The organism is Rhodococcus jostii NBRC 16295 (genome assembly GCF_001894825.1).
GTDB lineage: Bacteria > Actinomycetota > Actinomycetes > Mycobacteriales > Mycobacteriaceae > Rhodococcus_F > Rhodococcus_F jostii.
Genome location: NZ_BCWY01000065.1, coordinates 1 through 14,102, shown reverse-complemented (window position 1 = coordinate 14,102; position 14,102 = coordinate 1). Strand labels below are relative to the sequence as shown.

Here is a 14,102-nt window from a genome sequence, read left to right as displayed (position 1 = left end):
CTGGTGGAGTCGCGACACGTCGAGTACTTTCTCGCCACCGTCGACAACGACGGCCTTGCGCTCGCGGCCGAGGCCCTGGGCGTCACCAAGCCGTCGTTGTCGAAGGGGCTGCGCAATCTCGAGCGCGATCTCGGTGTCGAACTGTTCCATCGCGTGGGACGCGGCCTGGTGCTCAGCGCCGCAGGCAAGGCATTCGTCGGACCGGCCCGGCAGATCGTGCGAGACCTCGTGGCCGCCGAGGGCTCGTTCGTCGACATCTCCGGGCTGCCGCGCGGACGTCTCGACATCTGCGCGTCCGCGCAGGTCGCGGAAGGCCAGGTCACCGAGCTCATCGGCGCGTTTCGCAAACAGAATCCCGGCGTGATCGTGCGCATCGCCGACCTGCGTACGTCCGACGTCGTCACATCCCTCATCCGGGACGGGCACTGCGAGATCGTTTTCAGCCATTTCCCGGTCGTCGCACCCGGATTGACGACACGGGCAGTCGGTCGCCACGAATACTGGCTGGCCGTTCCGCCGGATGCCGACGTCACCTGGCGGAATCCGTTCCCGCTGAACGACCTTCCTGACCTGCCCGTGGTGGGTCTGCCCAAGGAGTCGTCGTCGCGTACGGTCATCGAGAAGGCCCTGCAGGCGTCCGGGAGCCGCACCGTCATCTCCGCCGTCGTCGAGCAGCGGGAAGCGGTGGGCTCGTTCGTGGTCGAGGGTGTCGGCATGTCGTTCCTCGAGCGCACCCTCGCCGAGCGGGCCGCGGGCGGCGGGGCGCGGATCTCACCGCTCGATCCACCGATCACCGTGGAGTACGGCGTGATCTACGACGACGCCCGATTGTCGCCGGCGGGGCGAGCATTCCTCGAGACACTCACCGCAACTCGGTGACGACTAATCGATGTGCGAGTCGAACCATTCCAGCATGAGGTCCGGATGTTCGCCGAAGTAGTTGTATCCGCGGAACCGTTCCGTCGTTCCCTCGATCCAGAAGAGTTTCTTGTCCTCGGCAGCGATGTTGTCGTAGATCGTCTGCACGTCCGACGGCTTCGTCAGCGAGTCGTCGTGCACCTGCACCACGAGAGTGGGTAGTTGCACGGATTTGGCGTGCTCGATCGGCGACAGTTCGTCGATATGAAACCCTGTCCGCTTGTGGATCGCCGCGTCGAACAGGTCCGGCCCGTCTTCGATTCCGGCGTCCTCGGACGCCCGCTCGATGAACGGCCGAGCAGATACCGGCTGCAGCGCGATCAGCGACTTGACGTGACCGAACTCCTCGGGGTGCTTGTCGATCGCGACAATCGTGGAGTCGCATCCGAGACACACGCTGAGTAGCGACGTCTTCATCTTCGCGGTGTCTTCCCGAGACTTGGCATATCGCAGCGAGCCTATGACGTCGCGATATTCCAGCAGACCGATCCCGACGGTCCCACCGTTGCCCGAGCCGCTCAGTCCGTGATTGCGCAGATCGTACGCAAGTACGTTGTACCCGGCGTCGTGCAAAGCCTTGTACTGGGGCAGGAAGCTGACCTCGAATCCGCCGAAGCTCTTCCAGGGCTCCAGGTGTCCGGGGTAGCCGTAACGATTTCCCGGCATGAAGTGATTGCAGATCACCAGGCGGTCGGAGTCGGCTGCGATGAACCAGCCCTCGAGCGGAACACCGTCCAGTGACGGGAAGTAGACGTCTTCGTAGGCGAGTCCCACCTCATCGGGACGTCGGAATACCGGTGTTCGGTACGACGTGGCGAAAAAGTCGGCCAAGCCGTCGATCACTTCGTTCGTCTTCGCATCCTCGGTCATGGGATGTTCACTCCTAACATGTTGCCGGACGGTCGCTGTCGCGTTCCGAAACGGCCTCGGGTGTCCAATTTCATTTCTTCATTTCTGCATCGATCCCGCGTCGACGGGCAATGCGGCGCCGGTGATGTATCGCGCCTCGTCCGATGCCAGGAAGAGCAGCGCGTTCGATACGTCTTCGAGTTCCACCCACGAAACGGGTATCAGATTCTGGTCCGCACATCCTGCCCGGGCATCCTCCACTGACGGCCTACCTCGCTGCCCAGCTACGCCGTCCATGATTCTGCATCGGTCAACGAGTGTCCAGAGCTCTGGACGCAGTCACGCTCAGTCCGGCACCAGCGCCGAATCCACCCGTTCCGCGACGTCTGGACAGTCGGCACGAGACGAGGATCCGACCGAAATCATCAGGATCGCCGCCATCCCGACGACTGCGAAGACCGCGAACGCGTAGAAGTTCCATTGGTAGCCGAGCGTGGACGCCGCGATCCACCCGCCGATGATGGGTCCGATCACGGCTCCCGCGCGGCCGATCCCGACGGTCAATCCCACCGCGGGGGCCCTCATCGTTCCTCCGAATACTGTGCCGACGTACCCCATGATCAGGATCTGGGTGCCGATGGTGCCCAGACCGGCGACCGCCACGAAGATGTACAGCATCGGTAGAGGCATCCGGAGGCTGAGCATCAGGATCGACACCGCGGCCAGAAGCAACACAGTTGCGGTGACTTTCCGCGAGCCCAGTCGATCGGCCAGTGTCGAGGCGATGAGCACCCCAACCATGGCGCCCGCGTTGAGTACGAGAAGGAACGTCAGCGAACTCCCGAGGGAGTACCCGGCCTGCCTCATGATGTGGGGCAGCCATGTGCTGATCCCGTAGGTCATGAGCAGCCCGCAGAAAGCCGCGACTGTGAACAGTGCAGTTGTGCGCCGGTGCGCCGGTTTCAGGAGTTCGCGCATCGACGAGGGAGCGGCCCCTGACGATTCGCTCGACGCCGGGCCGGTCCGCTCGACACCGAAGTCGCGGGCGATCGCATCGGCGGCGCCCTCCCTCCCGCGGCTCGCGAGGTACGACGGCGATTCCGGCAGGTACCGCAGTGCCAGCGGGAACACCGTGAAGAGCGGCACGAGGCAGAGGGCATACATCCATCGGAACCCGAGGTCGGGCAGTAGGACGATCCCCGCGACCGCAGCGGCGATGCCGCCGATGCAGTACCCGCAACAGGACAGCGCATTGTTGAGCTGGCGCCGACCGCCGGGTGAGAACTCGATGATCAGTGCAACGGACACCGGGACGAATCCGCCCAGACCGAGACCCCCGACAAATCGGAGCATGCCGAAGACCTCGGCGTTCGGCGCCACCGCGCACAATCCCATCGCGGTCGCAAACCAGACCATCGACCCGAGAAAGAGCCGTCTCGGCCCGAATCGCCCCGAGACCGCACCCGACGCGAGCGCCCCGACGAGCATCCCCACGAGGGTGAAGCTGCCGATGGCACCGGCCTCCATCGCGGTCAGACCCCACGGTTCGTACGCCAGCAACGACGGCACCGTGGCGCCGTAGACGACCAGGTCGTATCCGTCACAAATCAGCGCGGCAAAGCAGAGCGCCACGATGACACCCGGACTCCGGCGAGTGCCGCTCACACTGCCGCCAACAGCGCCGATCCCACTCTCGCCGTCATGGAATGTCGTCATGGTCTTCCCTTTTGTCGTGTCGATGTTTGGTGTCACGGGTGCCGGCGGCGGATATCAATCGCGAGTCGCGGGAATCATGGTGGCGACGAACGTGGCGGAACGGTCGCTTCGGTTGCTCCACGTGTGCTTGGTGCCGCGCTGGACGAAAGTGTCGCCGGGTCGCAGCAGTGTCTCGGAATCCTCGAGGACGGCGTACAGCTCGCCGGACACGATGGTGACGATGTCGATGGTCTCGGTGACGTGCAGTCCGCTGATGGCGTCGTCTGCGGTGTAGGCGTCCCCGGCTTGCAGGTCGCCGAGGGCGCTTTCGTAGCCCGCGGCCGCATCCCATTCGCTGTCCGGCGGGAACGTCGCGAACCGCACGACGACACCCTCGGCCGGAGGTGCGAGAGCGACGGTGCCGTCCAGAGTGTCCTTCGCATCTACCGACGCCGGAATGGTGTCGGCCTGCCAGACGTCGGCGACGGTGAATCCGTCGGTGACGGCACGGGTGGTGGTGTTCTCGTCGAGGACGATCGTGGACTTTCCTTCGCCGTTGACACCGGACACGACGCGACGCGCCTGGAATTGCTTGTGATCAGAAGGCATGGGGGGTTCCTTTTCTCGAAATGTGGTTGGAGATCTTTTCGGTCGTTCGTCGAAAGCTATTGGTCGTGGAGTATCACGCCGCGAATCAGATTGCCGTCCTTCAGGTCCCGGAATCCTTGGTTGATGTCTTCGAGGCGATAGGTCTTGGTGGCGAGTTCGTCGAGTTTCAGGTCGCCCTTGTCGTAGAGGCGGAGCAGCCGAACGATGTCGTAGTGCGGGTTTCCGGACCCGAACATCGTTCCCTTGATGGTCTTTTCGAACTTGGTCAGCACGGCACCCGACACGTGAATGGTGAGCTTTTCCGGTGCGGCGAGACCGGTGACGACGACGACGCCGCCCCTGCCGACGGCGTCGAACGCGTTCTGCACGACCTCTTCGTCGACGACACCCACGGTGACCAGAGCCTGATCGGCGCCGTGTCCCCAGGTGATCTCGTTGATCTTCTCGGCGGCGTCGGCCGCCGATGCGAAGGCGTGGGTGGCGCCGAACTTCAGGGCGGTCTCGCGCTTGAACGCCACCGGGTCGACGGCGACCACGTACTTCGCGCCGGCACTGACCGCGCCCTGGACGGCGTTGATGCCGATTCCGCCGATTCCGTAGATGACCGTGGTGTCGCCGACACGCACGCCGCCCGCGTATACGGCGGTGCCCCAACCGGTCGGCACACCGCATCCGACCAGGACTGCTGTCTCGAGCGGCAGCCAGTCGTCGACCTTGACGACGGAGTGCTGTGACAGCGTCGCGCGTTCGGAGAAGGTTCCGAGCATGCAGAGGCTGCCGAAGTCGAGGCCGTCTCCGTGGTAGCGGGTGCCGCCGTCGGGGAAGGTGCCGAGGACGGCGTTGGCGCCGAGGTCGCAGAGGCTCTGTCGGCCGGTGGAGCAGTAGCGACAGGTTCCGCAGGACGGGATGAAGCTACAGACGACGTGGTCGCCGGGCGCGACCTTGGTCACCCCGGGGCCGACCTTTTCGATGATGCCCGAACCTTCATGACCTGCAACGATCGGATATCTGGGCGTGAGGTCGCCGTCGAGCAGATGTAGGTCGGAGTGGCAGAGTCCGGAGGCGACGAATTTGATCTGCACCTCTCCGACTCCGGGTTCGTCGATGTCGAGTTCGCGGATCTCGAACTCGGTGCTGTTTTCCAGTAGCACTGCGGCTTTGGTCTTCATGGATATCTCCGTATCGAAAGGTCGAGTGGAAGGAGGGTTTCAGAGCTTCATCAGGACAGTTCGTTCTTCGGTGTGTTCGGCAACAGCCTGGAATCCGTACTTGGCGCCGTACCCGCTCTGCTTCTGCCCCGCGTGTGGGAGTGAGGTGGCCCATGCGCCGTAGCAGTTGACCCACAACATTCCGGAACGGATACGGCGGGTGAAACGGTGTGCACGGCTGAGGTTCTGCGTCCACAACCCACCGGCCAGGCCGAAGTCGGTGCCGTTGGCGAGCGCGAGCGCCTCCCCTTCGTCCCGGAAACGCACGACATTCACCACGGGTCCGAAGACCTCCTCGCGTGCGATGCGCATGTCCTGCGTGACGTCGGCGATGATCGTCGGCTGGTAGAAGTTGCGGTTGACGTTCCAGGCAGCGTCGACCGACGCGCCGCCGAGCACGACGGTGGCGCCATCCTCGACGGCTCCGTCGACATGTCCCTGGACCCGCAGGCGTTGACTGGTCGAGATCAGGGGGCCGATGTCACTGGTCGGCTCGAACCCGGGTCCGACGGTGAGGCGGCGCGCCTCCTGCTGCAGCCCTGCTACCACCTCGTCATAGCATCCGGCCTGGACGAACAAGCGCGAGCCGGCGACGCACACCTGCCCGGCGTTGGTGAAGATGCCGGCCGCCGCACCCGGAATCGCGGCCGACAGGTCCGCGTCGTCGAAGATGATGTCGGGGGACTTGCCTCCCAGTTCCAGCGTCATCCGTTTCATGTTCGTGGCCGAGGCCTCGACGATGCGGCGCCCGGTGCCAGTGGAACCGGTGAAGTTGATGCGGGCGATGCCGTGATGGCGGGCGAGATGCTCGCCGGCCACGGAGCCGACACCGGGAACGATGTTGAGGACGCCCCGTGGGATGCCGGCCTCTGCGGCGAGTTCCGCGACGCGCAGGGCCGTGAAGGGGGTCAGTTCGGAGGGTTTCCCGACAACCGTGCAGCCGGCGGTGAGGGCGGGAGCGATCTGGCGCAGGAAACTGGCGGCGGGCGCGTTCCACGGGCAGATGGCGCCGACCACACCCACAGGGACCCGTAGCGTATGCGCGAAGAGGCCCGGCCCTTGATCACTGGTCAGACCGGTGAGTTTGGAAGCCCAACCGGATGTTTCACGAATCGTGTCGGCGGCCCAGAGAACGTAGGCGAGCGATTGTCGCGCCGGCATTCCGTTCTCGAGCACGTCGAGTGCCGCGAGTTCGTAGGCGTGGCGCTCGATCAGGTCGGCCCACGCCCACAGCAGGCGGGTACGTTCACGACCGGCGGTCTCGCTCCAGGTGTCGAACGCACGGTTCGCGGCGTCGACGGCGGCGTCTACGTCTTCCTCGTCCGCGAGATGAACCGTTCCGAGCTCACGGTCTGTCGCCGGATCCAGCACCGGGAGGAGTTTTCGCCCCTCCCTGCCGCTTGCGATGCCGTCAATCCACGGCAGCCATTCACCGCGGGCCAGCATGGAGTCGGCGTCGCCTGGGTGCACCGGGCGTGATGTTTTTGATGTCAATGGAGGTGCCTCCGACCTCGATAGCGGCTCGACGAGTGATTCTCGGAGCAATACCGCATCATGGATCAAATATGATGTGTCGACGCTAACAAGTAGCGAGTGGTGTGTCAACCGTCACAGAGTTGTCCCGTTCACGCCCTGTTCGTCGGCCGACTGAACACCGCGACTACTCGCGACATGTCAACTGCAACAATGGGATTAACCAAAAATTGAGTGGAAAAACCCGAAGACGACATAGACCACCACGTCGTGTTCCGCGAGCGGGAGGCGCTCACGCGAGGCCGACGGTACGGGTCCGATCACTCCCCGGCGCCGAAGGGGGACTCCGCGCTCGCCTCCTCGGCCGCAGCACGCCTTCCGTCGGCGATCGCCACCCCGAGCACCACCGCCAACGCGGCGCATCCCGCGACGTAGAGCGGAGCCGGAAGCGTCGCGACCGCCAGCGCGACCAACACCACAAGGGCTACCGGTCGCGAGAGCGGCACGTCGCCCATCACCACCCGCATGTACCAGGACTGCGCGGCGAAGAAGAGGAACGGGCCTCCGAACAGCAGCGCATTCGTCGTGGCGTCGGCATGTCCGGTGGGATGTGCGATCACCAACTCGTCCCCGACCGCGATCGCGAGCAGGCCGGCGACCATCACCAACAGGGTGTTGGTGGCGTAGCGACTGATTTTGACCGGATCGCGGTCGGCAACCGCCTGGCGCACCGCGACACGTTCGGAACGACGGAAGTACACCCACCACAGCGCGATGGTGCCGATCAACGCCACCGCCCCCGTGAACAGCGTCATCGGGACCAGCGGCGCACCCGCGACGGCAGCGCCCGTCGTCAGCACAGTTTCCCCCAGCGCGATCATGAAGAACAGCCGAGACCGTTCGAAATGGTGCTCGGCCGCGAAGTCGAGCCGCTCGGAATGAAATCGTTTGCCGGGGAATGGATGTGCGGACAGCAGACCCACCAGGTCGACCACTGTCGCCACACCCCACAGCACCAGGCGCAACGGACCCTCGACCACCGCACCCGCGACCCACAAGGGGGCGGTCGCCACCAGCCACACCAACGCACGTTGAAAGTGCCGACGCATGACCTCGTCCAGGCCGGTGGTCAGCAGCCAGAGCGTCCGCCCCATCTGGATGGTGAGGTATGCCGCGACGAACAGCCACCCGGCCTCGCCGAACGCCTCCGGGATCGCGACGTTCATGAACAACCCGAGCAACATGATCACCAGCAGCATCATCCGGACGGACGACGTGTCGGGGTCGGTGAGAGTTCCCGCCCACGACGTGTATGCCCACGCCAGGAATACCGCGAAGTACAGCACCAGGGTTTCCACCAGGCCCGTCCAGGTGAGATGGGCGAGGAGGTGGTGCGTCAACTGTCCGATTGCGAAGACGTAGACCAGGTCGAAGAAGAGTTCGAGAGGTCTGACGTTCCGGTCGTTCGGATCTCGCTGCAGGGATCGCTTCCCGGGTGTGCTCATCTTTACCCTCCCGCTGTGCCGGTCGCGCATGTCGGGTCTTCCTGCAGCATATTCGAGGGCGACAGCCCGGCGGACCAGGACGGCCGCCGACGGGAAGCGGGTGCGGCTCTCCAGGAGACCTCCCCGCTCACCAACCGCCGAAGGAGAGCCCCCCGTTCACGCTCAGCGTCTGACCCGTGATCTGTCCGGCCGCATCGGAGGCAAGGAACGTCACCGCATCGGCCACTTCCTCGACCGCGGGAGGACGGCCGGCGGGGAACCGCTGCAGCGCCTTGTCGAAGAGCTTCTGCTGGAAGCTTTCGGTGGCGAAGATTCGATCCCAGGACGGGGTACCCGACGTGATGGTCATAGCAACACCATTGACACGAATGCGCCAGCGTGACAACTCTTTCGCGAGTGTCTTCGTCATGAGAATGACACCCGCACCGGCGGCGCCCATGACGGATTCGCCGGAGGTGGGGGTCCGGGCGGCATCCGTTGTCAACATGACGGCCGCGCCGCCGCGCACCCGCAGGCCGGGCAGTGCTGCATGAACGGGATAGATTCGCGGGAAGAATCGCGACACGAAGGCACGCTGGATCTGTTCGCCCGTCATCTCCGCGAAGGGCGTGGGCCCGAACTCTCCTTGCGCCCCGGCGCTGATCACGATGTCGATGGCATCGAACTCGCGCACGACACGGCCTGCCACTGCGGCGATGCTGTCGTAGTCGCAACAATCACCTGCTTCGAACCGCACGTTGTCCGAAACCTCGCGCAACCGGTCCATCGCATCCTTGCCGCGCTCGGCGGACCGGCCGTTCACCACGACCGTCGCCCCGCGTGTGGCCAGTCGCACGGCGGTCTCCAGCCCGACCCCGCTCGTGGCTCCGGTGATCAGCGCGATCTTTCCACTCATGTCGGATTCTGAACCGGCACTCATCCCACTACCTCTCGCTCGTCCTGTGCATCGCAGCCTGCGAAACTCACTCGACCCTAACACGAATAATATATGATGCGAAGAAATTCGTGACACGATCATATATGATGCGAACCCTGAGGAAGGCGCCTTCGAATCCCCCGAGCCTCCGATCCCCGACTATCGTGAAGAAACGTCCAGACAAGGATGAGCAGAAACATGCCCGAATTCTCGATCTCCGAGCACCTCCGACCCGGCGACCTCGTCGCCATCGGAGAGGCGACCGCGGAACCACGCACCCTCGTCGGACACTTCCTCGACGCCGCCCGCGGCATCGACGACGTCACGGCCCTGTGCGGATACACCCTCGACGACATTTGGCACACCGTGCCCGAAGGCCACCCCACGGTGATGTCCTACGCCGCGCACGGATCCCTGCGGAAGTTGGCGGCCACCGGACAACTCCAGATCGTGCCGTGCCATCTGTCCAGCTTGGTCCGGTACCTCCGAGACGGAACACTCACCGTAGATGTCATTCTCATCCAGCTGCCGCCGGCGGACGCCGACGGCTTCCACAGTCTCGGCGGGACTGTCGGCTACCTCACCGATGCTCTGGACTCGGCGCGAGTGGTACTCGCAGAGATCAACCCGAATATGCCACGAACCAACAGTTCTCGTCGTATCCATCAATCACGGATCACCGCGACCGTCTCGTCGGAGAACCCGATGCCCGGGTCGCCGACCAGGCCGGCCACCGACTTCGACCGAACCATCGCTACGAACGTGGCGGCCCTGATTCCCGACGGCGCGGCACTGCAACTCGGTGTCGGCGCAATTCCCGCCGAGATCGCCAACGTGATCCGGGACCGTTCGAACCTGCGGGTTCGCTCCAACTTGATCGGCGACTGGGTTCTCGATCTCGTCGCCTCCGGTGCGCTCGACCTCGACGCCGACGGATCGTGTGTCACAGGCATGGCGCTGGGCAGCCCACGGCTGTACGACTTCGTCGATCGCAACACCGGGATCGACTTCGTGCACCTGGACGAACTGCTGGCACCGGCCGCACTCGCGTCGTGCGACCCGTTCGTTGTCGTCAACTCCGCCCTGCAGGTCGATCTTCTCGGTCAGGTGAATGCCGAGTCTCTCGGCGGGCTCTACGTCGGCGCGGTCGGCGGACAGGTCGACTCCTTCCGCGCCACCCGGATGGCAAAGTCCGGCCTGTCCGTCATCGCTCTACCGGCCACCAATCCGGCGGGGGACAAGAGTTCCCTCGTCGCACGACTCGACGGTCCGACGACATCGCTCCAGAGCGATGTCGACATCATCGCGACGGAGTACGGCGTCGCGGATCTGCGCGCGACCACGGCAGCCCAGCGGGCCGAGCGGCTCATCGCTGTCGCGGCTCCGGCGCATCGTGCCGGGCTGCGGGCCGCACTGGATCGCGGACACCGAACCGAACGGTGACCCCACCCGGACGTGAACCGCAGGCACAGCCACGTTCGCGCCGGCGGCGAGTGCTCGCCGGGTTGATGCTCGGTAACACGCTCGTCGCCCTGGACACGACGATTGTCGCGACCGCAGTGACCGTGATCGTCGAGGACCTCGGAGAATTCGACCAGTTTCCCTGGCTGTTCTCCGCATACCTGCTCGCCCACGCCGTCACGACGCCGATCTTCGGAAAACTGTCCGACGTCGTCGGCCGCAAGCCGATCATGCTGGTCGGGATCGGCGTCTTCTTCCTCGGTTCGATCGGGTGCGGATTCGCTCAGTCGATGACCGCGCTGATCGCGTTCCGCGCACTGCAGGGCCTCGGCGCGGGCGCGGTGCAACCCACCGTCCTCACGATCGCCGGCGACATCTACACCCTGCGCGAGCGACCACGGGCACAGGGCTACATCACCAGTGTGTGGGCCGCCGCATCCGTACTCGGGCCCGCGGTCGGGGGACTGTTCTCCGAGTACGGCTCCTGGCGAGGGATCTTCTTCGTCAACGTGCCGATCTGCGCCACGGCGGCGCTGCTGCTGATCCGCAACTTCTCCGAGGCGAATGTGGAGCAGAGGTCACGGCCCGGGCGTCCCGACGTGGTCGGGGCAGCACTGCTGACCCTCGGTGCCGGGCTCCTGGTTCTGGGGCTTCTGGAGGGCGGTCACACCTGGGCGTGGGGTTCGAGGGCCTGGGTTCTGATCGTCACGGCCGGAGCCGTCTCCATCCTGCTGTTCGGAGTCGTCGAATGGCGGGTACGCGACCCGATCGTGCCGCTCTGGATCCTCCGCCGGCGGACCCTCCTGGGAACGATCCTCACCTCGGCGATCATCGGCGCCATCGTCACCGCCCTCGTCTCCTACGTGCCGTTGGTCTCGCAGAACGTCCTCGGCATGACGGCTCTCGCCGGTGGGTTCGTCCTCGCACCGCTGACGTTGGCGTGGCCGTTGGCATCGAGCCAGTCCGGACGGCTGTACCTGCGGTTCGGTTTCCGCCGCACGGCGTTCGCGGGGACGGCGATCACCATCGTGGGAGTCGGTCTCACCGTTCTGATCGGTGTGAACACTGCTGGATGGCAGATTTCGGGAGCATGTTTCGTCGTCGGCGCGGGACTCGGTTTCATCACCAGTCCCACCATCATCGCCGCACAGGCGAGTGTCGGATGGGAAGAGCGCGGCGTCGTCACGTCGTGTACGGCCTTCGCCCGCTCGATCGGGGGAGCCCTGGGGGCGGCCGCATTCGGCGCTCTCGCCGCGGCACCCGGCGGGGATCCGGCATCGCCCGCCCAGCTCGCCGCTGCGCTGCACCCGGTCTTCGTCGGTGTCTTCCTCGCCGCGATCGGGTTGATCCTCACCGTGTCGATACTGCCCCGAGACATGCATGTCACACCGCAACGGCAAGGAACGAAACAACCGGGTGTATCGCGTGTGGACTGAGCACACCGATCCGCAGGTGTCGACCTACCACCTCACACCCCGGTCCCGATCGGGTCCAGGGTGTGAGGTGGAATCCGTTGGCGCAGTCTTCGTTCGCGGTGTAACCGCCGAACGGCAACGTCACTGGCTCCGAACGGTCGCTTCCTGTCGTGCCTGAAGATCATCGATACCGACGCGGAGGGTGCCATCACGGTACTGGTCACCGAGCGCGGAGCCCGCGATGAAAAGTGCTCCGGCAATGAAGATCACGGATACCCCCCAGGTGGAGTGAGTAGGCGAAAGGGTGACCATGGTCAGCGCCGCGAGGGGGGCAAGTCCGCCGGCGAAGGCTCCACTGACCTCCCTCCCGGCGCCCAGACCCGACACACGCACCTCGGGTGGGAACTGCTGGGCCAGAAAAGATCCGGAGGCGGCCAGTAGCGTAGGTTGGACGATACCGACGGTCAGGATCAGTGCCGCCCAGATGTAGATCGGCCGGTCGGTGTCCAGGAGCCAGAAGAACGGGAACGCCAGGACGGCGATACCCCCGGCACCTATCAACATGACCCGGCGAGTCCCAGCGGTATCGCAGAGCCGCCCGGCCAAGGGAACTACTACGATCGCAACGGCACTGGCCAGGCTGATGCCGAACGCTCCGACGTTCGCGGCGACGTCGCGGAATTCCGCGAGATAGGACAGCGAGAAGGTCTTGAAGATGTAGCTGATGCTGTTGAGTCCGATAGTGGAGACTGCGACGACGGTCAGCCCGCGCCAATGGTTCTTCAGCAGATTGCGGAGCGGCTGCGCCTTCTTCCGGGTCTGGGCCGCAGCGGCCATCTGCTCGAACTCGGGGGTCTCGGGCAGGCTCCGGCGCATCCAGTAGCCCAGGCCGACGAGGACGAAGCTGACCAGGAACGGGACCCGCCATCCCCAGCTGTGGAGGGCGTCGTCGCTGAGGCTCGTCACGGCCGTCACCGCCAGAGATGAAGCCAGCAAACCGATGTTGACTCCCAGGGCCGGCCATGCACCCTGCCGGCCGCGCGACTTGCTGGCAGCGTGCTCGTAGGACATGGCGACCGCACTACCGAACTCGGCACCCGCACCGAATCCTTGGAGAAGGCGGAACACCACCAGCAGGATGGGTGCGGCGATCCCGATCGTCTCGTACGACGGGATCAGCCCGATGCAGCCGGTTGCCACACCCATCAGCAGAAGGGTGCATGTCAGCACCGCCTTGCGCCCGATCCTGTCGCCGAGGATCCCGAAGACGATACCGCCGAGAGGGCGTACCAGGAATCCCACCGCGAACGTGGAAAATGCGGCCAGCGTGCTCACCGCCGAGTTCTCCGACGGGAAGAAGATCGGGCCGAACACCAAGGCGGCCATTGATGCGTACAGATAGAAATCGAAGAATTCCAGTGCGGTACCTACCACGACGGCTGGGCCGACGGACTTCGACCTCCGACTTGGCGGAGCACCGGCGGTGGGGGTTTTCGATGGAGGGGTCACGTCGAGCCTCTTCTCTTCCAGACAACGTGTGATTTGGCACACTATGCGTCATATATGATGCTGTCAACTGCAGGCCGGAGCACCCGGTGCACATGACCTCGATCCGCACATATGAGTTGAAAGATGGTTCACGAAACAGTAATTGGGCGACGCCGGGTCGCCGGCTCGAGTCACCGTGCCGACCTCGAGCGGGGAGACAATCCAGATAGTCGCCACGAAACGTGGGAGCGGAGATCGTCCGCTCGAATACCGCCGAACCTACTGTCGACTTGTCCCGGTGACGGCTTGTAGGGCCCCCGCAGCAACAATGCGGAGGCCCTGTGAAGCCCGATACGGTCAGTCGGCGGTCGCGACCAGCCGAGAGGTCGAGCGCCCTCGAGTCAGGCGGGGCGACGATCCGCTGGTGTCAGCGATGCCCTGCATCGGGGGTGCGGGTTCGGATCAGTCGGCCACCCGGCTCAGACTTTTGGCGTAGGCGAGGATCTCGCGGGCGGTTTTGATGTGGGCGTAGTCGACGTGCATGTCTTCGTACCGGACGGCGGCG

11 protein-coding genes and 1 pseudogene are annotated in these 14,102 nt (G+C 64.8%); 3 read left to right on the top strand and 9 right to left on the bottom strand.

Annotated elements, in window-relative coordinates; genetic code table 11:
* Positions 1 to 3: 3 nt before the first annotated feature.
* Positions 4 to 879: a LysR family transcriptional regulator gene (locus RJ1_RS31595; protein ID WP_061045693.1), complete on the top strand. Its 876-nt coding sequence runs from the start codon at positions 4 to 6 to the stop codon at positions 877 to 879.
* A gap of 3 nt (positions 880 to 882) precedes the next feature.
* Here the strand turns inward: RJ1_RS31595 and RJ1_RS31590 are convergent, their stop codons facing one another.
* From RJ1_RS31590 to RJ1_RS31555, 8 genes and pseudogenes are all read right to left on the bottom strand, one after another.
* Positions 883 to 1,788 (bottom strand): alpha/beta hydrolase family protein, encoded by a 906-nt coding sequence (locus RJ1_RS31590; RefSeq protein ID WP_073366438.1) that lies wholly within the window; start codon positions 1,786 to 1,788, stop codon positions 883 to 885.
* A gap of 78 nt (positions 1,789 to 1,866) precedes the next feature.
* Positions 1,867 to 2,034: pseudogene (locus tag RJ1_RS31585) on the bottom strand (SDR family oxidoreductase); the annotation flags it as partial.
* 78 nt (positions 2,035 to 2,112) lie between these two features.
* A complete protein-coding gene (locus RJ1_RS31580; protein ID WP_061045691.1) occupies positions 2,113 to 3,483 on the bottom strand; it encodes an MFS transporter in 1,371 nt (456 codons plus the stop codon).
* A gap of 54 nt (positions 3,484 to 3,537) precedes the next feature.
* Entirely contained in the window at positions 3,538 to 4,071 is a 534-nt protein-coding gene (locus RJ1_RS31575; RefSeq protein ID WP_061045690.1) for a cupin domain-containing protein, read from the bottom strand.
* 56 nt (positions 4,072 to 4,127) lie between these two features.
* Complete coding sequence (locus tag RJ1_RS31570) at positions 4,128 to 5,240, bottom strand: NDMA-dependent alcohol dehydrogenase (RefSeq protein ID WP_073366437.1); 1,113 nt, start codon at positions 5,238 to 5,240, stop codon at positions 4,128 to 4,130.
* Between the two features lie 39 nt (positions 5,241 to 5,279).
* Positions 5,280 to 6,749, bottom strand: coding sequence for an aldehyde dehydrogenase family protein (locus RJ1_RS31565; protein WP_231914034.1), 1,470 nt, complete (start codon positions 6,747 to 6,749; stop codon positions 5,280 to 5,282).
* 323 nt (positions 6,750 to 7,072) lie between these two features.
* Positions 7,073 to 8,257, bottom strand: coding sequence for a low temperature requirement protein A (locus RJ1_RS31560; RefSeq protein ID WP_073366436.1), 1,185 nt, complete (start codon positions 8,255 to 8,257; stop codon positions 7,073 to 7,075).
* Between the two features lie 127 nt (positions 8,258 to 8,384).
* Positions 8,385 to 9,176, bottom strand: coding sequence for an SDR family NAD(P)-dependent oxidoreductase (locus tag RJ1_RS31555; RefSeq protein WP_061045688.1), 792 nt, complete (start codon positions 9,174 to 9,176; stop codon positions 8,385 to 8,387).
* Between the two features lie 195 nt (positions 9,177 to 9,371).
* Between RJ1_RS31555 and RJ1_RS31550 the strand changes: the two genes are divergently transcribed.
* Both RJ1_RS31550 and RJ1_RS31545 read left to right on the top strand, forming a co-directional pair.
* A complete protein-coding gene (locus RJ1_RS31550; protein ID WP_073366435.1) occupies positions 9,372 to 10,616 on the top strand; it encodes an acetyl-CoA hydrolase/transferase family protein in 1,245 nt (414 codons plus the stop codon).
* On the top strand, positions 10,613 to 12,070 hold the full coding sequence (locus RJ1_RS31545; protein WP_231914035.1) for an MDR family MFS transporter: 1,458 nt from the start codon (positions 10,613 to 10,615) through the stop codon (positions 12,068 to 12,070). The genes RJ1_RS31550 and RJ1_RS31545 overlap by 4 nt, the downstream gene beginning before the upstream one ends.
* A 120-nt stretch (positions 12,071 to 12,190) precedes the next feature.
* On the opposite strand, the gene RJ1_RS31540 is transcribed toward RJ1_RS31545, so the two are convergent.
* The gene (locus RJ1_RS31540) at positions 12,191 to 13,558 is read right to left on the bottom strand and encodes an MFS transporter (RefSeq protein WP_073366434.1); all 1,368 of its coding nucleotides are present in this window, start codon (positions 13,556 to 13,558) and stop codon (positions 12,191 to 12,193) included.
* Between the last annotated feature and the right edge of the window lie 544 nt (positions 13,559 to 14,102).

Coding starts and splice junctions, on each gene's coding strand:
- RJ1_RS31590 (WP_073366438.1), bottom strand. CDS start 1,788: ATGACCGAGGATGCGAAGACGAACGAAGTGATCGACGGCTTGGCCGAC.
- RJ1_RS31580 (WP_061045691.1), bottom strand. CDS start 3,483: ATGACGACATTCCATGACGGCGAGAGTGGGATCGGCGCTGTTGGCGGC.
- RJ1_RS31575 (WP_061045690.1), bottom strand. CDS start 4,071: ATGCCTTCTGATCACAAGCAATTCCAGGCGCGTCGCGTCGTGTCCGGT.
- RJ1_RS31570 (WP_073366437.1), bottom strand. CDS start 5,240: ATGAAGACCAAAGCCGCAGTGCTACTGGAAAACAGCACCGAGTTCGAG.
- RJ1_RS31560 (WP_073366436.1), bottom strand. CDS start 8,257: ATGAGCACACCCGGGAAGCGATCCCTGCAGCGAGATCCGAACGACCGG.
- RJ1_RS31555 (WP_061045688.1), bottom strand. CDS start 9,176: ATGAGTGCCGGTTCAGAATCCGACATGAGTGGAAAGATCGCGCTGATC.
- RJ1_RS31550 (WP_073366435.1), top strand. CDS start 9,372: ATGCCCGAATTCTCGATCTCCGAGCACCTCCGACCCGGCGACCTCGTC.